General features: G+C 67.2%; 17 protein-coding genes. 8 read left to right on the top strand and 9 right to left on the bottom strand.

Going from position 1 to position 20,025, the window contains the following annotated elements:
* Positions 1 to 18: 18 nt before the first annotated feature.
* A complete protein-coding gene (pgm, locus tag MUG94_RS00345) occupies positions 19 to 1,650 on the top strand; it encodes a phosphoglucomutase (alpha-D-glucose-1,6-bisphosphate-dependent) (protein WP_227907426.1) in 1,632 nt (543 codons plus the stop codon).
* Between the two features lie 83 nt (positions 1,651 to 1,733).
* Here pgm and MUG94_RS00340 read toward each other — a convergent pair whose 3' ends face one another.
* Both MUG94_RS00340 and MUG94_RS00335 read right to left on the bottom strand, forming a co-directional pair.
* Entirely contained in the window at positions 1,734 to 3,146 is a 1,413-nt protein-coding gene (locus tag MUG94_RS00340) for an aldehyde dehydrogenase family protein (protein WP_227891000.1), read from the bottom strand.
* Complete coding sequence (locus MUG94_RS00335) at positions 3,143 to 4,000, bottom strand: SDR family NAD(P)-dependent oxidoreductase (protein ID WP_227907425.1); 858 nt, start codon at positions 3,998 to 4,000, stop codon at positions 3,143 to 3,145. The genes MUG94_RS00340 and MUG94_RS00335 overlap by 4 nt, the downstream gene beginning before the upstream one ends.
* Before the next feature lie 148 nt (positions 4,001 to 4,148).
* On the opposite strand from MUG94_RS00335, the gene MUG94_RS00330 reads away from it, so the two are divergent.
* Positions 4,149 to 5,462 (top strand): uracil-xanthine permease family protein, encoded by a 1,314-nt coding sequence (locus MUG94_RS00330; RefSeq protein ID WP_227890998.1) that lies wholly within the window; start codon positions 4,149 to 4,151, stop codon positions 5,460 to 5,462.
* Positions 5,463 to 5,474: 12 nt separating this feature from the next.
* Here the strand turns inward: MUG94_RS00330 and MUG94_RS00325 are convergent, their stop codons facing one another.
* Both MUG94_RS00325 and MUG94_RS00320 read right to left on the bottom strand, forming a co-directional pair.
* The gene (locus MUG94_RS00325; protein WP_227890997.1) at positions 5,475 to 6,584 is read right to left on the bottom strand and encodes a glycerate kinase; all 1,110 of its coding nucleotides are present in this window, start codon (positions 6,582 to 6,584) and stop codon (positions 5,475 to 5,477) included.
* A gap of 4 nt (positions 6,585 to 6,588) precedes the next feature.
* The gene (locus MUG94_RS00320; RefSeq protein WP_227907424.1) at positions 6,589 to 7,389 is read right to left on the bottom strand and encodes a glycerophosphodiester phosphodiesterase family protein; all 801 of its coding nucleotides are present in this window, start codon (positions 7,387 to 7,389) and stop codon (positions 6,589 to 6,591) included.
* A 139-nt stretch (positions 7,390 to 7,528) separates the two neighbouring features.
* Here MUG94_RS00320 and MUG94_RS00315 point away from each other — a divergent pair, with 139 nt between their 5' ends.
* From MUG94_RS00315 to MUG94_RS00305, 3 genes are read left to right on the top strand one after another with little or no spacing between them, the layout of a single operon-like run.
* A complete protein-coding gene (locus tag MUG94_RS00315; RefSeq protein ID WP_227907422.1) occupies positions 7,529 to 10,084 on the top strand; it encodes a bifunctional lysylphosphatidylglycerol flippase/synthetase MprF in 2,556 nt (851 codons plus the stop codon).
* The gene (locus MUG94_RS00310) at positions 10,081 to 11,382 is read left to right on the top strand and encodes an alpha/beta hydrolase (RefSeq protein WP_227907420.1); all 1,302 of its coding nucleotides are present in this window, start codon (positions 10,081 to 10,083) and stop codon (positions 11,380 to 11,382) included. The genes MUG94_RS00315 and MUG94_RS00310 overlap by 4 nt, the downstream gene beginning before the upstream one ends.
* Positions 11,379 to 12,182, top strand: a complete 804-nt coding sequence (locus MUG94_RS00305; protein ID WP_227907419.1) for a phosphatase PAP2 family protein — start codon at positions 11,379 to 11,381, stop codon at positions 12,180 to 12,182. The genes MUG94_RS00310 and MUG94_RS00305 overlap by 4 nt, the downstream gene beginning before the upstream one ends.
* 52 nt (positions 12,183 to 12,234) lie before the next feature.
* On the opposite strand, the gene MUG94_RS00300 is transcribed toward MUG94_RS00305, so the two are convergent.
* The 4 genes from MUG94_RS00300 to MUG94_RS00285 form a co-directional block, all read right to left on the bottom strand.
* Positions 12,235 to 13,038 (bottom strand): HAD family hydrolase, encoded by an 804-nt coding sequence (locus MUG94_RS00300; RefSeq protein ID WP_227907417.1) that lies wholly within the window; start codon positions 13,036 to 13,038, stop codon positions 12,235 to 12,237.
* A 95-nt stretch (positions 13,039 to 13,133) separates the two neighbouring features.
* Positions 13,134 to 13,670 carry a YbhB/YbcL family Raf kinase inhibitor-like protein gene (locus MUG94_RS00295; RefSeq protein ID WP_227907563.1) on the bottom strand — a complete coding sequence of 179 codons (537 nt, stop codon included), beginning with the start codon at positions 13,668 to 13,670 and terminating at the stop codon, positions 13,134 to 13,136.
* Between the two features lie 27 nt (positions 13,671 to 13,697).
* A complete protein-coding gene (locus MUG94_RS00290) occupies positions 13,698 to 14,618 on the bottom strand; it encodes a carbohydrate kinase family protein (protein ID WP_227907415.1) in 921 nt (306 codons plus the stop codon).
* 34 nt (positions 14,619 to 14,652) lie between these two features.
* Complete coding sequence (locus MUG94_RS00285; RefSeq protein ID WP_227907414.1) at positions 14,653 to 15,465, bottom strand: alpha/beta hydrolase family protein; 813 nt, start codon at positions 15,463 to 15,465, stop codon at positions 14,653 to 14,655.
* Positions 15,466 to 15,566: 101 nt separating this feature from the next.
* Between MUG94_RS00285 and MUG94_RS00280 the strand changes: the two genes are divergently transcribed.
* Both MUG94_RS00280 and MUG94_RS00275 read left to right on the top strand, forming a co-directional pair.
* Positions 15,567 to 16,676 (top strand): GTP pyrophosphokinase, encoded by a 1,110-nt coding sequence (locus MUG94_RS00280; protein ID WP_227890989.1) that lies wholly within the window; start codon positions 15,567 to 15,569, stop codon positions 16,674 to 16,676.
* A 131-nt stretch (positions 16,677 to 16,807) separates the two neighbouring features.
* Positions 16,808 to 17,860, top strand: a complete 1,053-nt coding sequence (locus MUG94_RS00275) for a DNA glycosylase AlkZ-like family protein (protein WP_227907411.1) — start codon at positions 16,808 to 16,810, stop codon at positions 17,858 to 17,860.
* Positions 17,861 to 17,895: 35 nt separating this feature from the next.
* Here MUG94_RS00275 and MUG94_RS00270 read toward each other — a convergent pair whose 3' ends face one another.
* Complete coding sequence (locus MUG94_RS00270; protein WP_227907409.1) at positions 17,896 to 18,855, bottom strand: LacI family DNA-binding transcriptional regulator; 960 nt, start codon at positions 18,853 to 18,855, stop codon at positions 17,896 to 17,898.
* A 166-nt stretch (positions 18,856 to 19,021) separates the two neighbouring features.
* On the opposite strand from MUG94_RS00270, the gene MUG94_RS00265 reads away from it, so the two are divergent.
* Positions 19,022 to 20,020: an SDR family NAD(P)-dependent oxidoreductase gene (locus tag MUG94_RS00265; protein WP_227907407.1), complete on the top strand. Its 999-nt coding sequence runs from the start codon at positions 19,022 to 19,024 to the stop codon at positions 20,018 to 20,020.
* The last annotated feature ends 5 nt before the right edge of the window (positions 20,021 to 20,025 follow it).

Genomic DNA, 20,025 nt, shown 5'->3' with positions numbered 1-20,025 from the left:
TTTGGCATGCTTAGGGGTATGTCTAACCGCGCCGGCACAGTTGCCCAATCCTCCGACCTCGTTGATCTGACGGCCCTCCTGGATGCCTACCAGGACCTCTCTCCGGATATGAACGATCCCTCGCAGCGGGTGGTCTTCGGGACGTCGGGGCACCGCGGTTCGTCGCTGAACGGCGCCTTCAACGAGCCGCACATTGCCGCCATCACCCAGGCCATCGTGGAGTACCGCAGCGGCCAGGGCATCACCGGCCCGCTGTTCATGGGAAAGGACACCCACGCCCTGTCCGAACCCGCCCAGAACACCGCGCTGGAGGTGCTCGCCGGGAACAACGTGAACGTGCTCATTGATGCCCGCAACGGCTTCACCCCCACCCCGGCGCTGAGCCACGCCATCCTGAAATACAACGCCGGCCGCACCGAGCAGGCCGACGGCATCATCATTACCCCCTCACACAACCCTCCGGCCGACGGCGGTTTCAAGTACAACCCGCCCACCGGCGGGCCGGCCGGCTCCGAGGCGACCAACTGGATTGCCAACCGGGCCAATGAGCTGCTGGAGGACGGGCTCCGCGGCGTGAAGCGCATTCCGCTCGGTGAGGCCCGGCTCGCCGACGGCGTGGGAACCTACGACTTCCTGCAGAACTACGTTGAGGACCTGCCCTCGGTCCTGAACCTGGACGCCATCCGCGAATCCGGGCTGCACATTGGCGCTGATCCGCTGGGCGGGGCGTCCGTGGACTACTGGGGTGCCATCGCGGAACGGCACAACCTGAACCTGACCGTCGTCAACCCGAACGTGGATCCGCAGTGGGCCTTCATGACCCTGGACTGGGACGAGAAGATCCGCATGGACTGCTCCTCCCCGTTCGCCATGGCCTCGCTGATTGCCCGGGCCAACGAGTACGACATTGCCACGGGCAACGACGCCGACGCCGACCGCCACGGAATTGTCACGCCCGACGCCGGGCTGATGAATCCCAACCATTACCTCGCCGTCGCCATCGATTACCTGTACCGGAACCGTTCGGGCTGGCCGAAGGACGCCATGGTGGGCAAGACCCTGGTGTCTTCCTCCATGATCGACCGGGTGACCGGCGATCTGGGCCGGACCCTGATGGAGGTCCCGGTGGGCTTCAAGTGGTTTGTTCCGGGGCTGCTGTCCGGTGAGGCGGCCTTCGGCGGCGAGGAATCGGCCGGTGCGTCCTTCCTGCGCCTGGACGGCAAGGCCTGGACCACCGACAAGGACGGAATCCTGCTGGCCCTGCTGGCCTCCGAAATCACCGCCGTGACGGGCAAGACCCCGTCCCAGCGCTACCGGGAGCTCACCGCGCAGTTCGGCGATCCGGAATACGCCCGCGTGGATGCGCCCGCCAGCCGGGAGCAGAAGGCGGCGCTGGCCAAGCTCTCGCCGTCGGACGTCACCGCCACCACCCTGGCCGGCGAGGAGATCACCGCCCGGCTGACCGAAGCGCCCGGGAACGGCGCTCCCGTCGGCGGGCTGAAGGTCACCACGGAAAATGCCTGGTTCGCCGCCCGGCCTTCCGGCACCGAGGATGTCTACAAGATCTATGCGGAGTCGTTCAAGGGCGAGGAACACCTGCACCAGGTGCAGGCCGAAGCCAAGGCCATTGTGGACGGCGTTATTTCCTAGCTTCAGGCGCACAACACAAGGGGGGGCACCGCGCGGTGCACCCCCTTTGCGCTTATCCCGGACCGTGCGCTTATCCCGGCCGGTCAGAGCAGGCGGCGCAGCAGCCGCCGCTTGAGCCCGTTGTACGGCGGATAGGCCACCTTGAGCGTGTCCAGCGCCGTGCCCTTGGTAAACACCGGGCGCAGCTGGCTGAACGTGTCGAACGTGTATTTGCCGTGATAGGCGCCGGTGCCGCTGGCTCCGGCACCGCCGAAGGGCAGGCCGGGAACCGCCAGCTGCACGGTGCTCACGTTGTGGTTCACGCTTCCGGCCCGCACCCGGGCCTCGAAGGTTTTCCGGGCTGCCGCTGACTGCGAGTAGAGGTAGGACGCCAGCGGCACGGGACGGTCATTGATGAAGGAGATGGCTTCGTCCAGGTCCTTCACCGTCAGCAGCGGCAGGATCGGTCCGAAGATTTCCTCCTGCATCACGGGCGAATCCGGTGACACCTCGGTGAGGATGGTCGGTTCCAGATACAGCGAGTTCCGGTCCCCTCGGCCGCCGGCGAGCACGGTGCCGCTTTCCAGCAGGCCGTGGAGCCGGTCCCAGTGCTGCTCGTTGATAATCCGTCCCAGGTCCGCGCTCCGTGCCGGATCCTTCCCGAACAGCTCGGCCACGGCCCGCACCAGATGCTTGCGCAGTTTGGGTGCGGCCTCCTCGGTGACCAGCACATAATCCGGCGCCACGCAGGTTTGGCCGGCATTCAGCATTTTGCCGTACACCAGACGGCGGGCGATCGCGGCGAAATTGCCGTCCAGGACCACTGCCGGTGACTTCCCGCCCAGCTCCAGCGTGACCGGCGTCAGGTACTGGGCGGCGGCCTGCAGGACCACCCGGCCCACCCGCTCACCGCCGGTAAAGAAGATGGAATCGAACCGCTCGGCCAGCAGCGCCGTGCTCGCTTCCTGCCCACCCTCCACCACAACGACGGCGGCCGGGTCCAGATACAGGGGCAGCAGTTCGGCCATGGCCCGGGAGGTGGCCGGCGCCAGCTCGGAAGGCTTCAGCACCGCGGCGTTGCCCGCCGCGAGCGCTCCGATGAGCGGAGCCAGCAGCAGCTGCACCGGGTAGTTCCACGGCGCAATAATCAGCACCACGCCCAGCGGCTGAGGTTCTGTCTTCGCGGAGGCGGGCTTCAGGCCCAGCGGCACGGGAACCTTGGTGCTGCGGGTCCACTGGGCTAAATGCTTGAGGGCATATTCAGTCTCCGAGACGGTGATGGAGATTTCGGTCAGGTAGCCTTCCAGCGGGTTTTTGCCCAGATCCTGCGCCAGCGCCGCGCTGAGCTCTGCTTCCCGTTCGGTCAGCAGCCGAATCAGGCCCTGCAGCTGCGTTCGGCGCCAGTCCAGCGGGCGGGTGACCCCGGAATCGTAGGCGCGGCGCACCCCTGCCACCACGGAGGGTATGGACGCACCGAAAGTGCCTCCCGTGGTCTCGTGTTGGGCTGTCGCACTCATCGCTTGCCCTCCGCTGCCGCGGGAGCGGCAGGACGTCCGGTGAAATGGTCCATCGACTGGTACACCTTAAAAACCCGTCCTGCCACCACATCCCATACCGGCTGCGGCAGCAGCCCTCTCAGGGCGCTGCCCAGCGGCACGGTCCAGGGCAGCTGGATGCGGGCCTTGCCCTCCATCAGGGCCGCCCAGGCACGGTCCACCACATACTCCGGTTCCATCAGCGGCGTCAGCAGCGGGCCGCGTGCACCGGCAAACATTCCGGTTTTGATGTAGCTCGGAATCAGGGTGGTGACCTGAACGTGCCCATTGCCTGATTCATTCAGTTCCAGCCGCAGCGAATCGCTCCAGCCGATGACAGCCCATTTGGAGGCGGTGTAGACGCTCATCTTCGGCACGGACAGGGTGCCCGACGCCGAAGCGACGTTCAGGATCCGCGCCGGGGTGCGGCGGGCAATCATCTGCGGCAGGAACACCCGGGTGATGTGCATGGGAGCCAGTGTGTTCACCTGCATGACGGCATCAATATCGGCCTCATGGTCATGCTCCCAGAAGTACTTTCCGCGGACAATGCCGGCATTGTTGATGAGGATGTCGGGAACTCCGGCGACGGCCAGGACACTCTCGGCGGCGGCAGTAACTTCAGCCACGGAACTGACATCCAGGGCATAGGGGTGGACGGTGCTGCCGCCCAGGGCCCGCAAGTCCGCCGCGGTGGCCTCCAGTGCCTCGGCGTTGCGGTCCCACAGCACTACGTGAGCGGCGCCGTCGCGCACTGCCCGCTCCGCGTAAAGCCTGCCCATGCCCATTGCCGCGCCGGTAATGAGAACCGTGCGGCCTGCCGCTGAAATACCCATGCTGTTCCGTCCGTTCACGGGCGAAAACCGCTGTTTCCGCCCGGTTGTTCTCCGGTAAAATAGATGCGGTTTGCAACATAACACCCCGGCTGTCAAAGCCCGGTACTATTCTGCACGAACCAACCGCGGGTCTTCGAAAGGCACACCCATGAGCAAATTCGGTACGGCCTGGACAATTCACGGCGACGGCAAGACCATCAAACCCGGAGAGTACGTTGCTCCGGATGAACGGTTGAGCTGGCCGCGGACCATCGGAATCGGATCCCAGCACGTGGTGGCGATGTTCGGCGCAACCTTCCTGGTGCCCCTGCTCACCGGTTTTCCGCCGGCCACCACCCTGCTGTTCTCCGGCCTCGGAACCATCCTCTTTTTGATCATCACCGCCGGGCGGGTGCCCAGCTATCTGGGTTCCAGCTTCGCGTTCATCGCTCCGATCACGGCGGCCACCAGCCAGCACGGCCCCGGCGGAGCACTGGGCGGAATCATCATGGCCGGTGCCGTCCTGTTCCTGATCGGACTGGCTGTTCAGCGGGCGGGCACCAAATGGATCCAGATCCTGATGCCGCCCGTCGTCACCGGCACCATTGTGGCCCTCATCGGGCTGAACCTCGCCGGTTCCGCGCGGGACAACTTTGAGAAGGGCCCGCTGACCGCCACCATCACGGTGGTGGCCATCTTGCTGGCGACCGTCCTGTTCAAGGGTTTCCTGGGCCGCCTCTCAATCCTGCTGGGCGTGGTTGCCGGCTACATTGCCGCCATCATCCAGGGTGAAGTGGACTTCCAGGCCATCAACGACGCCGCCTGGTTCGGACTGCCCGAGTTCCAGTCCCCCACCTTCCATTTCTCGGTCATCGGCTTGTTCGTGCCCGTGGTCCTGGTGCTCGTTGCCGAGAACATCGGCCACGTAAAGTCGGTTGCCGCCATGACCGGACGGGACCTGGATCCCTATGCCGGCCGGGCACTGATGGCTGACGGCCTCGCGACGGTCCTGGCGGGCTCCGGCGGCGGCTCGGCGACCACCACCTACGCGGAAAACATTGGCGTCATGGCGGCGTCCCGCGTGTACTCCACCGCCGCCTACTGGGTGGCCGGCATCGTCGCCATCCTGCTGAGCATGTTCCCGAAGTTCGGTGCCATGATCGCCACCGTCCCCGGCGGCGTCCTGGGCGGGGCCGGCGTGATCCTTTACGGCATGATCGGGATTCTGGGCGTGCGGATCTGGGTGGACAACCGGGTGAATTTCTCCAACCCGATCAATCTGTCCACCGCAGGCTTGGGACTGATCATCGCCATCGCCAACTTCACCTGGGTGGTTGCCGGGCTGGAATTCGGCGGCATTGCCCTGGGCACCGGCGCCACCCTGATCGCCTTCCACGGCATGCAGTCGATTGCCCGCTGGCGCGGCACCGATCCCGATGAACCCGGCGAGGATCTGGGCTCCACGCCGAGCCGCCTGGGCTAGGCGGGACTTAGCTTAGGCCCCTTCCAACGCCTGAACGGTGGCCCGCGTCAGCCACCGCTGGGCATGGACCATCGCGTCGGCCGGATCCTGCACCAGGTCCAGCAGGCTGACGGCCGCCACCACGCCGTATTCGGCCAGGATGTGCGGCGGCAGGGTGATGCGGCCGGCCAGAGCCACAACCGGGATGCCGGCATCCCGTGCGCGCTCGGCCACTGACAGCGGCGCCTTGCCGTAACGGGACTGCTCATCCAGTGATCCCTCGCCCGTCAGCACCAAATCGGCCTTTTCCAGCGCTGTGTCCAGTCCGGTAAGCAGGGCAATCACGTCGAAGCCGCTTTCCAGCGTGGCATTGGTGACCGCCAGGAAGCCCGACGGGAAGCCTCCGGCCGCGCCGGCGCCGGCAGTATCGACGTCGACGCCGGTGGTTTGCAGCAGCAGCGCCGCCCACTTGACCAGCGCCTCATCCAGCAGCAGCCGCGCGGTGGCATCCGCTCCCTTTTGCCCGGCAAACACGTGTGCCGCGCCCTCGCTGCCGGTGAGCGGGTTGGTGACGTCGGCGGCGATGCGGATCCGCACTCCGGCCAGCCGGGGATCCAGGCCGGAGGCGTCGATGGCGGCGGCGAGGGACAGGCCTGCTCCGCCGGGCGGCACCGGGTTACCTGCAGCATCAAGGATCCGCAGCCCGAGGGCGGTAAGGGCACCGGAACCGCCGTCGGTCATGGCCGATCCGCCGATGCCGAGGACAATCTCCGACGCTCCGGCGTCCAGCGCTTCGCGGATGAGTTCTCCGCTGCCGTAACTCGACGCGGCCAGGGACGACTGCACGGAGGGTTCCACCAGCATCAGGCCCGAGGCCCGGGCGGTTTCAATCACGGCCGTGCCGCCGGTCAGCGCCCACAGGGCGGTGACGTTTCCTCCCAGCGGTCCGCGGACAGTGGCGGTGCGTTCCTGCGCACCCGCGGCCAGCGCCGCTTCCAGGGTGCCCTCGCCGCCGTCGGCCACCGGAACGAGCATCACGTCCGCCTCCGGATACACGGCGAGCACGCCTTCGGCCATGGCGGCGGCGGCCTCCACTGCGGAGAGGGAACCTTTGAACTTGTCCGGGGCTATGAGAACGCGCATGCCCCTATCCTGCCATCCCCTCCGGACCCTGCTGCGGCCAGGCTCCGCGCTTCGCCAGGATTCCGGCCAGCAGATCGGCGCGGTCCGACACCAGTCCGTCCACACCCTCCTGCAGCAACCGCTCCATGTCGGCGGGTTCATTCACAGTCCACACGTGCACCTGCAGCCCGGCCCGGTGGCAGCGGCGGAGGAACGACGGCGTCACCACCTTCACCGGGCCCTGGCGTTCGGGCACCTGCAGGCATTGGTAGCGGCCCACGCGCGCCAGCGGTCCGGCCAGCCCCAGGGGCGCAAGCAGCACCGTCAGTGCGGTGAAGACAGCTCCCGCGGAACTCGAGGCCCGCCGGCCCGAGCGGCGCAGGATCCGAAGCGCCGCCAGCCGGCGCCGATCGGAGAAGGAGGTGACGAGCACACGCTCATGGGCTCCGTGCTTGTCCAGCAGCCGGGCCAGTTCAGCTGATCCCGCGGCATCCTTGATGTCCACGTTCAGCCGCACCCCCGGCAGTTCGGTGAGCAGCTCTTCAAAGGTTGGAATTTTTGCCTGTCCACCGATGCGGGCTGCCTGGATCTGCCGGTAGCTGAGGTTTCCCACCGGACCTCCGGCGCCGGCAACGCGGTCCAGTGTGGCGTCGTGGAAGGCCAGGAGGACGCCGTCGCGCGTGGTGCGCACGTCTGTTTCCAGATACCCGAAGCCCAATGCCGCGGCGGCACGGAACGCCGGCATGGAGTTTTCCAGGCCTTCCCGGGAAAAGCCGCGGTGGGCGAAGCCCAGCGGGCCGGAGGCGTTGAAGTAGGGGTAGCTCACCCGCGTACTTTATCCGGGAAATCCTCCGCAGCCCGGAAAGGCATGCCATTTGGGGCTGCGTCCGCCCTAGACTGTCACCACCCTATGGGCCGCTGTAGCGCGGTTCCCGCAACATCCGTGCGGTGCGGAGGTACCTGGCTTGGCAACTACATCATCCGCTGGCGCTGCTGCAGGATTCGGCCGGTCCGGCGTCAGCAGGACGCTGCTCTGGCAGGCGGAGTGGTTTCGCGGCGGCGTACGACGGGCACCGGTAACGCTGGCCTTTCTCGCCTTTTACTGGATTGCGGGTGCAGCAACGGGAAGCCTGCGCTCCGGCCCGGGGGGCGCGCTGGCAGACTGGGTGGTTTTGTCAGCGGACTCTCTGCCGGGCCATTGGCCCGCGCTGCTGCTTTCCGGCTTCTGGGCGTCCGGGCTGCCGGGTTACTTCGCGGCAACCGTGCTGGTCCTGGGCGCCGGACTCCCCTCCGAGCGGCTGATGGGATCGGTGCGGTTTGCCCTGGCAGCAGTGATATCCCAGGTCCTCGGCGCGCTGCTTGCCATTGGTTTCACCCACACCGCGAACGCCATACCCGGGGAGTGGTCACGGGCGCTGGAATCAGAATCCTTCGTGGGGCCGGTGGCCCTGGCCTGCGGCACCCTCACGGCACTGAGCGCACGGCTTTCCACCCTGTGGCGGCGCCGGCTGCGCGTGGGTCTCCTTACCCTGTTGGCGCTCCTGGCCCTGTACGGCGGGTCATTTCACAGCGTCACCGTTCTGGCAGCGGCAACCGTGGGCGCCGTCGGCGGTCCCCTGCTCTTTGGCCGGCTGCCGCGCTGGCCCGGGCGGCTGGTCTCCACCCGCAGGGAAGCACGCGTCCTGGTGGGTCTGGTGGTCTTTGCTTCGGCTGTTGGCCCGGTGATTTCGGCCCTCAGCTCACAGGCTGTGGGTCCGCTGGCAGTTCTGCGCTATCTGTTTACCAATGTGGAGATTACGGACCCGCAAACCCTCGCCCAGCTCTGCGGTGATCCGGGGCAGGCCGTGGACTGCAATTCCGCCAGGCTGCAGCTGCGCGCCGGTCCCGCGGGTTTCTTCCTGGCCGTTCTGCCGCAGATACTCCTGGCCGTGTTCTCCGACGGATTGCGCCGGGGGCGCCGGTTCGCGTGGGCGGGCGGGCTGATCCTGCAGGGCGTGATGACGGTTCTGGCAGGCCTGCGCGTGATCCGCTTCCTTGGAGGCGACACTGCGGGAAATCGTTATGAACTGGGAACGGCACAGAATGCCCTGGCGCTGGGGCTGCCATTGCTTGTTCCGCTGGCTGTGCTGGTGCTGCTGGCCGCGACGCACCGCCTCTTCACCGTTTCGGCGCCGGCGGGAACCTACCGCAGGTTCGCGGTCCGGGTTGCCGGGGCGGCGGTTTTCCTCAGCATTGTCTACGTTGCCGCCGGCCTCCTGGACCGGGACGGTTTCACGCCCCGTGCTTCGGCATCACTGCTGATAGCGGACCTGCCCAAGCGCTTCCTCCCGGTCCTGGAACTGACTTCCGCAGTGCCGGGGGTGCTGCCCGTGACGCTGTTCACCGACCTTCTGTATGAGGGGGTGGGAGTTCTTTTCTGGGTTTTTGTCTGCGTGATGCTGCTGGGGTCCTGGCTGAAGCCCGCGCACGCACCCGAGGCCGGAGACGAAGGCCGGGCGCGTGAACTGCTGATGAAGCACGGCGGGAGCACCATGTCCTGGATGACCCTGTGGCCCGGGAACACGTACTGGTTTGCACCGTCAGGCGATTCCTACGTGGCGTTCCGCCCGGGAATGGGCGTTGCCCTCACCGTGGGTGAGCCGGTGGGACCGCCCGAGGACCTGCGGGAGACCGTCGAGGGGTTTGCCGCTTACTGCACCGCAAACGGGTTGGCGGCGTGCCTTTATTCGGTGACATCGGAAACGGAGAAGATCACCGCGGGACTGGGTTTTTCCCGCCTGCAGGTGGCCGAGGAAACAGTACTCCCACTGGGAAAACTGGAATTCAAGGGGAAGAAATTCCAGGACGTCCGCACCGCCATGAACCATGCCCGCAAAGCCGGGATCGAAGCACGGTGGATCAACTACTCCACCGCCCCGCTGGCCGTCATCGACCAGCTTCATGCCATCTCCGAGGAATGGGTGGCGGATAAGAAAATGCCGGAAATGGGTTTCACTCTGGGCGGCCTTGACGAGGTGGATGACCCGGAGGTGCGCTGCCTGTTGGCGATGGACCGGGACGGCACAGTACACGGTGTCACCTCATGGCTGCCGATCTACCGTGACGGCGATGTTGTGGGCTGGACGCTGGACTTCATGCGCAGGCGCAGCTCCGGGTTCCGTCCGGCCATGGACTTCCTCATAGCCTCGGCCGCGGTTTTGCTGCAGGACGAAGGATACGAAACCCTCAGTCTCAGCGGTGCGCCGCTGGCCCGCTCCCGCCGTGCCGGCGAGAGTGAGGCGCCGATCCTGGACCACGTCCTGGATTTACTCGGGGCCACTCTGGAACCGGTGTACGGGTTCCGTTCCCTGCTGGCCTTCAAAGCCAAGTTCCAGCCGCAGTACGTGCCTCTCTACATGACCTACCTTGACCCGGCGTCCCTGCCCGCCATCGGGAATGCAGTGGCCCGGGCCTACCTGCCGGAGGTCTCGCTGAGCCAGAGCTTCACCCTGATGCGCCGGATTGTGGACGGCGTTCGGTGAACTCTGTCTCTTTGCTGACCGGCGTTCTCCCTGCGGTGCTGCTCATCCTGGGAGGATTGTCGCTGGTGGGGCTGGCGGCCGGCAGACCCCGCCATCTGCTCGTGGTGGTGCCGCTGGCCGCCATGGCTGCAGCCGTTATCACCTTCATCCTCTTCCTGATGGCCGAACCAGTCTTCCACTGGTGGAACGCGTCCTTTCCCCGGATGCTCTACGTATATGCCGGACTCGGAATACTAGCTGTAATCCTTGCCGTGCTGCGGATTCGACGGGTGGACGCGGCGTGGGACCGGTTCCTGGCAGTGACTGCGGCGTCGCTGGCACTGACAGCCGTAGCGGTCACCGTCAATGCCGCCTACGCCCAGTATCCAACACTGGAATCCCTGATCAGTCCGCCCCGTCCGGTGGATGAAGCGCTTCCCACCCGGGACCCTGCATCGGCCGCCGGGCTGCCCGCCACGACGGAGGCGAACTGGACTGCGCCGCCGGGCATGCCGTCGGAGGGCAAGGTCTATTCGGCGGAAATCCCGGGCAGCACTTCCGGTTATGCCTCCAACTCCGCACTGGTTTACCTTCCGCCCGCTTATCTGGCGTCTCCTGCGGCGGTAAACCTTCCGGTCCTGGTCCTCATCCACGGCCAGCCCGGAAGTCCCAACGACTGGCTGGTGGGCGGACAATTGCTGGACATGATGGACTCCTTCGCCGCCAAACACCAAGGGCTGGCTCCGGTGGTGGTCATGCCGGATGCATCCAACGCCGACAACACCAACTGGCCCCTTTGCCTCGATTCGGACATCAGTTCGTCGGCAACCTATCTGGCCGTGGATGTCCCGGCCTGGGTGCGGCAGCATTTGGCGGCGGGGCTCAGCGGAGGCAGCCAATGGGCGGTGGCCGGCTATTCCTACGGCGGCACCTGCGCCCTGCAGCTGGCCGCGAACTATCCGGACACCTATCCCACGTTTATCGACATTGCCGGCGAATCGGAGCCCACCGTTACCCAGGGCACGGATTCCCTCATCAACACCTACTTCGGCGGGGACAAGTCACGGTTCACGGCCCAAAACGCCTTGGACCGGCTGGCGGCACAATCGTTTCCGGATTCCGCCGGCATCATCGCCGTGGGTGCCGATGACTCCGTGTACACACCCGAGGGACGCCAGGTTTACGAGGCGGCCAGGGCCGCGGGCATGCAGGTGACGCTCCAGGTGCTTCCCGGCGGCCACTCCTGGCAGGTGTGGCAGGCAGGGTTGGCGAACAACCTGGATTGGCTCGGCCGCCGATTGGGCATACTTGGTTCATGACCGATGACACGGCAGGGCCCCCTCCCCCCGGCCCCCGGAACCGCGGCAGGAGCTCTCCAAAGCCCGGGACGATGGCCTGGCCGGCTTCGTTTCTGTACCGCCTGGCGCAGTGGACGTCCCCGCACGCTGCTCTGCTGATCACCCTGGCATTGGGCCTGATTCCGGCCGTCCTGCTGACGTTCGGCTCTGCCGAAGTTTATGAATCGGTTGTGGAGTCCGACGGCGTTGCACTGTTGGACCAGCCTGCCCTCGATGCGGCAATGGCGGTGCGTTCGCCGTGGATGGACGGGGCGGTGACCGCGTTCACCAATTTGGCCGGCACTGTGGGCATGCCCATCCTGGCTGGTACGGCAATGCTGGTGCTGGCCTGGCGCTGGCGGTCCTGGACTCCGGTGCTGCTCATGGTGTCTGCGGCCGCGGGGTCGCTGCTCATGACGGTGGCGGGGAAGGACCTCATCGGCCGGACCCGGCCTCCGCTGCCGGACGCCGTTCCGCCCTACGAGCACTCGGCGTCATTCCCCAGCGGGCATTCGCTGAATTCGGTGGTGATCGCCGGGATGGTGGCCTACCTGATCATCCTGCGGCTGGAGGCACGGTGGGCCAAGCTGCTCACGATAGCCGCCGCTGCCGCTTTCGCCTTGGCCGTGGGCCTGAGCCGCGTGTATCTGGGCCACCACTGGTTCACCGATGTCCTGGTGGCGTGGACGCTGGGACTGGCCTGGCTGGCGGTGGTCATCACCGTTCACCGGCTGCTCCACTCACGCCGGGCGGCAGCGCTGGATGTCGATGCCGGACCCTGAAGGCCGCCGCTGAGGGAGTCGGGACTCGCAAAAGTCAGAGCCCGCCCGGGCATTAAAGCCGGCGCAGGAACGATTCCAGGACCTGGGCCACGCCGTCGTCACCGAATGCCGGTGCCACCCGGTCCGCTGCCGCCAGCGCGTCGGCATGGCCGGATGCCATCGCATACCCGCACCCGGCCCACTGCAGCATCTGCACGTCATTGGGCATGTCGCCGAAGGCCACCACATCCGCCGGAGCAATGTCACGGGAAGCGGCGTAGTCAGCCAGCGTGACCGCCTTGTTCAAGCCGTGCAGTGACATCTCCAGCAGCGGGACGGTGGGCGCCGAATGCGTGGTGGACACCAAGTGCGACACCGCCGGTCGAACCCGTTGCAGGAACTCATCAGGCGAGGTACCGTCCACCCGCGCCAAGAGCTTCACCACGGTGTCCGCCTCGGTGAGGCTGGATTCCAGCGGAGCGGCGACTGCAGCACCCGGCAACTCCTGAGAGCCGGATTCGAGGAACCCCGGAGCCAGGTGAAAGCCGTCCACGGTTTCAGCAGCGAACCGGACAGCCGGATAAAGGTCCCGGATGATCGCGGCGGCCGAGAAGAGATCCGGCAGGGACAGCGCCTGTGCCTTGAGCACGCGGCCAGCGCCCAGGTCGTAGGTGACGGCGCCGTTGGAGCAGATGACGGTGCCGGTGTGGCCCAGGGCGTCGGTGAGGGGCGTCAGCCAGCGGGGCGGGCGGCCCGTGACAAAAACAATGTCGACGCCGGCGTCCGCGCAATCCCGAAACGCGCGCACGGTCCGCTCACTGATCCGGTTGTCAGGACCCACGATGGTCCCGTCCAGGTCGCTTGCCACCAGACGCACCGGGCACCCCGTTCACTCGCTGTGGTTTCTGCGCAGCTGCGCAGGCATCCAGCCTATCCGGCCCGGACGGCTGGATGCGGAGGCAGGCAGCAGGGTCAGTCGGCGGAGACTTCGGCCAAACCCACCATGCGGGCGCGGGCCAAAGTGTGGGTGAACAGGTTGAACCCCAGGAAGGCGGGGGTTGCATCGGCCGGAACATCCAGGGTTTCGACGTCGACGGCGTGGACCACCACAAAGTACCGGTGCGGTCCGTGGCCGGGAGGCGGTGCCGCGCCCACAAAGCCGGCAAATCCGGCGTCGTTCCGCAGCTGCACGGTGCCCTGCGGCAGGTTGTCCGTGTTGGCGGCGTTGCCGGGCAGCGATGTGGCGGACTCCGGAATGTTGAAGGCCGCCCAGTGCCAGAAACCGCTGCCTGTGGGCGCGTCGGGGTCAAACACGGTGACGGCGAAGCTCTTGGTGCCCTCAGGCGCTCCGGACCAGGTCAGTTGCGGGGAGGCGTCTTCCCCGCCGGGGATCCCCATTTTTCCGCTGTACTGGGCGGCCTTGAACGGTTCCATGTTCGCGAAGTCCTCGCTGGTGACGGTAAAGGCCGGCACCGAAGGAAGCGCTTCGTACGGGTCATAGCTTTGCATCATGATCTCCTTGGCGTGGAAGGTTCGTCAGGGGTTGGAAAGGTCTTCGCGTGCCGGTGGATTGGCGCCGGCCCGCGAGACGGTGACGGCTGCGGCCCGGACGGCAAAGTCCAGCACGGCGGACAAGTCCCCGGCGCCGATCCTGGCCAGCTCGGGACGGCGGGCACCGCCGTCGAGCTCCCGGTCCATGAGCGAAACCAGGAGGGCTGACATGAAGGAGTCCCCCGCACCCACGGTGTCCACCACGGTCACGGGCGGAACGGAGGCCTCAGCCTCCCCGGAGCCAGCCACGGCCCAGGCTCCTTTGGATCCGCCGGTGACGGCGACGAGCGCCGGTCCCATGGCCAGCCAGCGCCGGGCGGCGTCCCGGGGATCTTCCTCCGGGTACAGCCAGGCGAGGTCCTCGTCCGAGGCCTTGACGACGTCGGCCAAGGCCACGAACTTCTCCGCCTGTTCCCGGGCGTAGGACACATCCGTGATGGTCGAGGGCCGACAGTTGGGGTCATAGGTGATGGTGGCCGAGGGGCGGGCGCGTTCCACCGCCTGCAGCACGGCATCGGCGCCGGGCCGCAGCATGGCCGCAATGGAACCGGTGTGCAGCATGGTGGTGCCGTCCAGCAGCGGGGGCAGTGCGTCAGCCAGGGACGGGAGCTCCCATTGCAGGTCAAACGTGTAGCGGGCGCCGCCGGCCGGGTCCAAGACGGCGGTGGCAACACTGGTGGGCAGGTCATCGGGCGGCAGCGGGGTCAGCACGGAGTTCGCCCTCAGGTGTTCTCCGATCAGCTGCCCGTAGGCGTCCGTGCCGTAGCGGCCCACAAACTGCACCGGACGGCCCAGCCGGGCCACGCCCACGGCCACGTTGAGCGGGCTCCCGCCGGGATGGAAACGTTTGGGAGCGGTGTCGCTGAGAACCTCGTCCACGAGGGCTTCGCCGATGACTGTAAGCACGCTTTCAACCTAACAGAGCACTCTCCCGGTTTCCTTAAGTTGCCCGCAGTTCGGACGCATCAGCCACGGCTTCGACGACGGCGGCCCAGGCCTGCGTGCCGGGCGTGATCAGGTCAAAGTGGTCTCCCGGGACCATGCGCAGTTCCGCGGGCGAACCCGCGTCCACGGCCGCCTGCACAAATCCGGCGGACTGGCTCAGCGGAACATTTTTGTCGCTGTCCCCGTGCAGGGCGGTGACGGGCACGGCCAGCGGGAGCCGCTGCATGGGATCCGCACTGCGGTAGCGGTGCGGATCGGCGTCCGGGGAGGAGCCGAGAAAATTGCGCACCGCACCGTCGCTCAGGTTCAGTTCCAGCGCCTCGGCCAGGTTCAGGACGCCGGCCTGGCTGACGACGGCGGTCACTGGCACCGCCGCCTCCGTGCGCCCGGCGGCCCACACCGCCAGGTGCCCGCCGGCGGAATGTCCCAGCACTGTGACCCGTTCCAGGTCCAGGCCGTGCTTTTGGGCTGCCGGCTCAAGCGCATCGATGCCGGCGCTGACGTCCTCGAACGTTTCGGGCCAGCCGCCGCCGTTGCCGGCCCGCCGGTACTCCAGGTTCCAGCAGGCATAACCCCGGGCGGCGAGGTCCCGGGCCGCCGGCCGGCCCAGCTCTGCCGTGTACCGGGAACGCCAGTATCCGCCGTGGATGATGACCACCACGCCGCCGGCCTTTCGGGACGTAACGTTTCCGGACGGCACGTTTCCGGAACGCACAGCGTCGCCGTCGTCGTCCTCCGGCAGCGTAAGTTCCGCGTATTGGTCCGGGTGTTCACCGTAGGCAAGGCGTTGCGGGTCGAACGGCATCATAACCATCCCTTCATCTGGCCTAATCTGGTAGTTGAGCCTAGCGTCCGGTCGGACCGGACGGCCGGCAACACAACCACAGGTGAAGGAACGGGGTTTTTTCTATGGGCGCGTGGGACAGCCTCGATGACCGGCTGCGTCCGGTGGTCCAGGCGAGCATCGATGAATATGCGCGGGTCCGTCCGGCTCTGGAAAAGCTCACCCGTGAAATGGAGGAGAGCCTCCGAGCCATCTTCACGGACAGTCCCGTCCGCCCGCTTTTCGTGGCTTCACGGACCAAAACAGTGGAGTCCTTCCGGGACAAGGCTGCCCGGACCCTGCCGTCCGAGGATCCCTCCGAGCTGCCGACCCTGCTGTTTCCCGATCCGCTGCGGAACCTGATCGATTTGGTGGGACTGCGGGTGATCGTAACCCTGCCGCACGAGGTCGATGAGGCCGCCAACCTGATCAAGCGCCAGCGTGCCGAGTTCGACTGCCGCGGGGACCGGGAGAAGGACATCGGGTCGATCGAATCCGGCACCTACGGGTATTCCAGCCGGCATCTGGTCCTGCGGACCATCCAGAATGACACCGTTCGGGAATTCCACAAGCTCCTGGACCCGGAGCAGCGGCCCAACGGCAGCTACCAGTTTGAAGTGCAGATCCGCACCGTGCTGGCCCACGCCTGGTCCGAGATTGAGCATGACATCCGGTTCAAGGCCGGTGATCCGCGGGCCTGGAGCCCCTACTTCGACCGCCAGTTCACTGCCACGGCGGCCATGCTGGAAACCGTGGAAACCGCGTTTGCCGAACTGCACGAGCGCTACGAAACGGTCACCGGTTTCTGGGATGAGGACGGCCAGGGCAGCGCACCGCTCACTCCCAACCGGATCCGCGACGTCTGGATGACCCTCCTGCCGCACGTCAACCGCAAGGCCGGGGATGACTGGGGCTGGGCCGCCGAACTGCTGGCCGCCCACGGTATGAAGACCACCATGGACCTGGCCGGACTGCTGCAGGCGGACATCATCACCAAGGTCCGCAAGGCCCTGGACCACCGCTACTCCCCGGGACCGGACCGGCTGCTCGATGACCTGCTGCTGTGGCGCTTCGGCAAGAAGCATATTGACCTCACCGCGGAGCCGGAAGATGCGCCGGCCAAGCCGCGGCGCGAGTCGCTGGGCCGCCGCTACCGGCAGATGCAGCTGTTCCGTGCCCGGGAGGACAACGCCTAAAGCACCTTCTGTGAGGGCTTCGGGGACGGCAGCGGAGTCTGAACGCTGGACCGGCCTGAGGTTTTTCTCCCAATCGGTCCCTGCCTGCGCTGATCCTTGCCGCACGTCCCTCCGCCGCCTACCGTGAGCGGATGGTTATCCAACTCAGCGGCGAGGATGCACGCCGGATCCGGTGGCGGTCCCAGCTGCTGGGCGGTTCGGACCTGTTGCCGGCCGACGTCGTGAACCGGGCGGTGGCGCTGCAGGGCCAGGATCTGCCCGCCGTACTGCGCGCCGTCGCGCTGCGCTCCCGTCCCGGCACCACGGTGCCTGATGTGCGGGCCGCGTTCGACGGCGGTGTGCTGGTCCGCAGCTGGCCCATGCGGGGCACCCTGTTCGTGACGACGCCGGAGCACCTCGCCGCACTGCTGTTCTTCACCGCCGAGCGCGTTCACCGGGCAACAGCGCGGAACCGGGAGGAGCTGGGGCTGGATGACCGCACGGTTGCCCACGCCCGGGATGTGCTGCTGGAGGCACTGGAAAAACGTCCTCTGTCCCGGGCCGAAGCCCTCTCCCTGTGGGACGCCGCGGGCATCGGAACGGCGGGCGGACCCGGTTATCGCCTGCTCCTGCATCTCGCCGTCGCCGGCCATGTGCACTGGGGCGCGTTCCATCCGGACCGCCCGGAACAGCTCCTCACCCTTTCCCCGGGCCTGGTGCCCGCGGATCCGGAGGCTGCGCTGGCGCAGATAGTGCGCGGGTTTGTCCTCGCCCGCGGACCGGTGACCGAGGCGGACCTCGCTTGGTGGACCAAGCTGCCACGGACAGTACTGCGCCGTGCGGCCGCCACCGTGGAGGACCTCACCACGGTGGAGGTGGACGGCGTGCCCGCCTGGATCATCGGTGCTCCGCCGCCGGCGGAGCCAACGGGAGCGGTGCTGCTGCCCGGGTTTGATGAGTGGATCCTTGGTTACGCGGACCGTTCCCTGACGGCCGGCCCTGCGATGTTGGATGCCATAGTTCCGGGCCGGAACGGGGTTTTCCGCCCGGTTGTGGTGGTGGACGGGGTCACCGTCGGCACCTGGCGGCTGCCGCGCACCACCTCCCGCGCCAAATCGGAACCGGTGGTGGAGCTGCTGGAACGCGTTCCGGCGGCGGCACGGCGGGCGATTGACCAGGCGGTCGCCGCCTGGCCGCACGGTTAGGTCCGTCTGGCGGCACGCGTAGGCCCGGACCGCAGCTAGGCGGAGTCCCGCTGAACCAGGCTGACGGGCGGCAGTCCTTCAGCGGCCGTTTCGCCCAGCGCCATCTGTGCAAACCGCTCTCCCAGCCGTGCGGCGTCGAGCCGGACGGTGCTCAGCGGCGGCACGGCGAGGGACGCCAGCGGAATGTCCTCGGCACCGATCACCGCCAGGTCCTTCGGCGCCGTCAGTCCGTGGACCGCCAAACCGGACAGCAGGGCGAAGGCGTGGTCGTCGTCGAAGGCGCACACTGCGCTTACCGCCTCCGGGCCTTCAAGCCAGCGGGCGACGGCGGCTGCGGCATCGGCGGCGTCCAGCCGCAGATGCGCGACGGCGGGACGCGGCAGGCCAAGGACATCACAGGCGTGCTCGATGGCGGCCAGGCGCACCTGTACACGCCAGCCGTAGCCGGCACCCTCCGGCACGGCCACGCCGATCCGGCGGTGCCCGGCGTCGGCCAGGTACCGGACCTGCAGTGCGCCGATGCCCAGGTCCGGCCCGAGCGGATCATGCAGTGTCGAGTGCAGCGAGGCCATCCTGATCCCGGTGGCCTGCAGGGCAGCCAGCTCCGCGTCCTCCAGCGGAGTGATGAGGATCAGTGCCGCAGGAACCAAGGAATGCACCAGGGACACCGCACCTCCGCTCCGAGGCAACCGGTGGGCCACCAGCCGCAACCCGTGCTGCTCCAGGTACTCCGAGGCCGCGTCGATCACCATGGCCTGGGCCCGGCCAAGCGGTTCGGGCGGCAGCAGCATCAATACCAGCGTGCTGCGGCCGCTGCGCAGCGTGCGGGCGGCTGCGGACGGGATGTACCCCAGATTCCGGGCGGCAGCCAGCACTTTGTTCCGGGTTGCGACGGAGATGCTTTGCCCGCTTCGGCCGTTAAGGACATAGCTGACCGTAGCCCGCGAGACGCCTGCCTCACGTGCCACATCACTGGAGGTAGCCCTGCGTTCCACGGGCCCCTCCTTTCCGCCGAAATTACTGCCTTATATCCGCCGGCTTTCTCCGGTACTCTGACTTTACAGGCAACTTACACGTGTAAGCAGTACGGGGAAACCCCTCGTGGATTGCCTGGCAACCGCGGCCGCACTTCGGTCGCCCCCGCAACGAAAGGACCGGTCCATGGCCAACCAGCCCATCACCGCCCAGAACACCGTCCAGCAGTGGCTCGACCACCCGGCAGGCGGACCCGCCATCCGCGGCATGCTCGCCGCCTCCGGCAGCGACGAGTCAACGCTGGGCCCGGCACTGACCCTGAAGCTGCAGCAGCTTGTCGACCTGAGCGGGGGCAAGTTCCCGCAGGCAGCCGTAGATGAACTCGTGAAGCAGGCCAACGGCGGCGTCATGCCCGAAACCGCCGAGACCGTCCTGCCGACCGTCGAGGGACGTTTCGAAGGCCGCACCGTCATCGTCACCGGCGCCGGTTCCGGCATTGGCCGCGCCACCGCGGGACGGATTGTCCGTGAAGGCGGCCGCGTCATCGCCGTCGACATTGCCGAGGACCGCATCAAGGAGCTCGCCGCCGAGCTTGGCGACGCCATTGTTCCGGTTGCGGGAGACCTCACCGACGCCGCCGCCATTGACCGCATCATGGAAGCGTCCGGCGCCAAGATTGACGGCCTGGCCAACGTGGCAGGCATCAATGACGACTTCTCCCCGCTGCACGAGGTCTCCGATGCCATGTGGCAGAAGATCTTCGCCGTGAACGTGGAGGGCCTGATGCGCCTGACCCGCGCCGTGCTGCCGACCATGCTCGAAGCGCACAAGGGCTCGATCGTGAACATCACCTCCGAGGCCGGCCTGCGCGGCTCGGCATCCGGCGTGGCCTACACGGCCTCCAAGCACGCGGTTGTGGGCATTACCCGCAGCACCGCGTTCATGTACGCCAAGGAAGGCATCCGCGTCAACGCCGTGGCTCCGGGCGGCGTGGCCACCGGCATTCCGATGGGCGGCAAGACCAGCGAATACGGCGAAGCCCGCCTCGGCCCCGCCCGCATCAACATTCCGGGCCTGGCTTCCGCCGAGGAGCTGGCAGCGTCCATCACGTTCCTGCTCAGCGACGACGGCGTGAACATCAACGGCGCCATCCTGCCCTCCGACGGCGGCTGGTCCGCGGTCTAAGCACC

This window comes from Arthrobacter gengyunqii, assembly GCF_023022985.1.
GTDB lineage: Bacteria > Actinomycetota > Actinomycetes > Actinomycetales > Micrococcaceae > Arthrobacter_B > Arthrobacter_B gengyunqii.
The sequence above is the reverse complement of the archived record's forward strand: the minus strand, read 5'-3'. Positions and strand labels throughout refer to the sequence as shown.

Bases quoted from the DNA above. Each gene is read 5' to 3' on its own strand.
- pgm (WP_227907426.1), top strand. From the start codon at position 19: ATGTCTAACCGCGCCGGCACAGTTGCCCAATCCTCCGACCTCGTTGAT.
- MUG94_RS00340 (WP_227891000.1), bottom strand. From the start codon at position 3,146: ATGAGTGCGACAGCCCAACACGAGACCACGGGAGGCACTTTCGGTGCG.
- MUG94_RS00335 (WP_227907425.1), bottom strand. From the start codon at position 4,000: ATGGGTATTTCAGCGGCAGGCCGCACGGTTCTCATTACCGGCGCGGCA.
- MUG94_RS00330 (WP_227890998.1), top strand. From the start codon at position 4,149: ATGAGCAAATTCGGTACGGCCTGGACAATTCACGGCGACGGCAAGACC.
- MUG94_RS00325 (WP_227890997.1), bottom strand. From the start codon at position 6,584: ATGCGCGTTCTCATAGCCCCGGACAAGTTCAAAGGTTCCCTCTCCGCA.
- MUG94_RS00305 (WP_227907419.1), top strand. From the start codon at position 11,379: ATGACCGATGACACGGCAGGGCCCCCTCCCCCCGGCCCCCGGAACCGC.
- MUG94_RS00295 (WP_227907563.1), bottom strand. From the start codon at position 13,670: ATGCAAAGCTATGACCCGTACGAAGCGCTTCCTTCGGTGCCGGCCTTT.
- MUG94_RS00285 (WP_227907414.1), bottom strand. From the start codon at position 15,465: ATGATGCCGTTCGACCCGCAACGCCTTGCCTACGGTGAACACCCGGAC.
- MUG94_RS00280 (WP_227890989.1), top strand. From the start codon at position 15,567: ATGGGCGCGTGGGACAGCCTCGATGACCGGCTGCGTCCGGTGGTCCAG.
- MUG94_RS00275 (WP_227907411.1), top strand. From the start codon at position 16,808: ATGGTTATCCAACTCAGCGGCGAGGATGCACGCCGGATCCGGTGGCGG.
- MUG94_RS00265 (WP_227907407.1), top strand. From the start codon at position 19,022: ATGGCCAACCAGCCCATCACCGCCCAGAACACCGTCCAGCAGTGGCTC.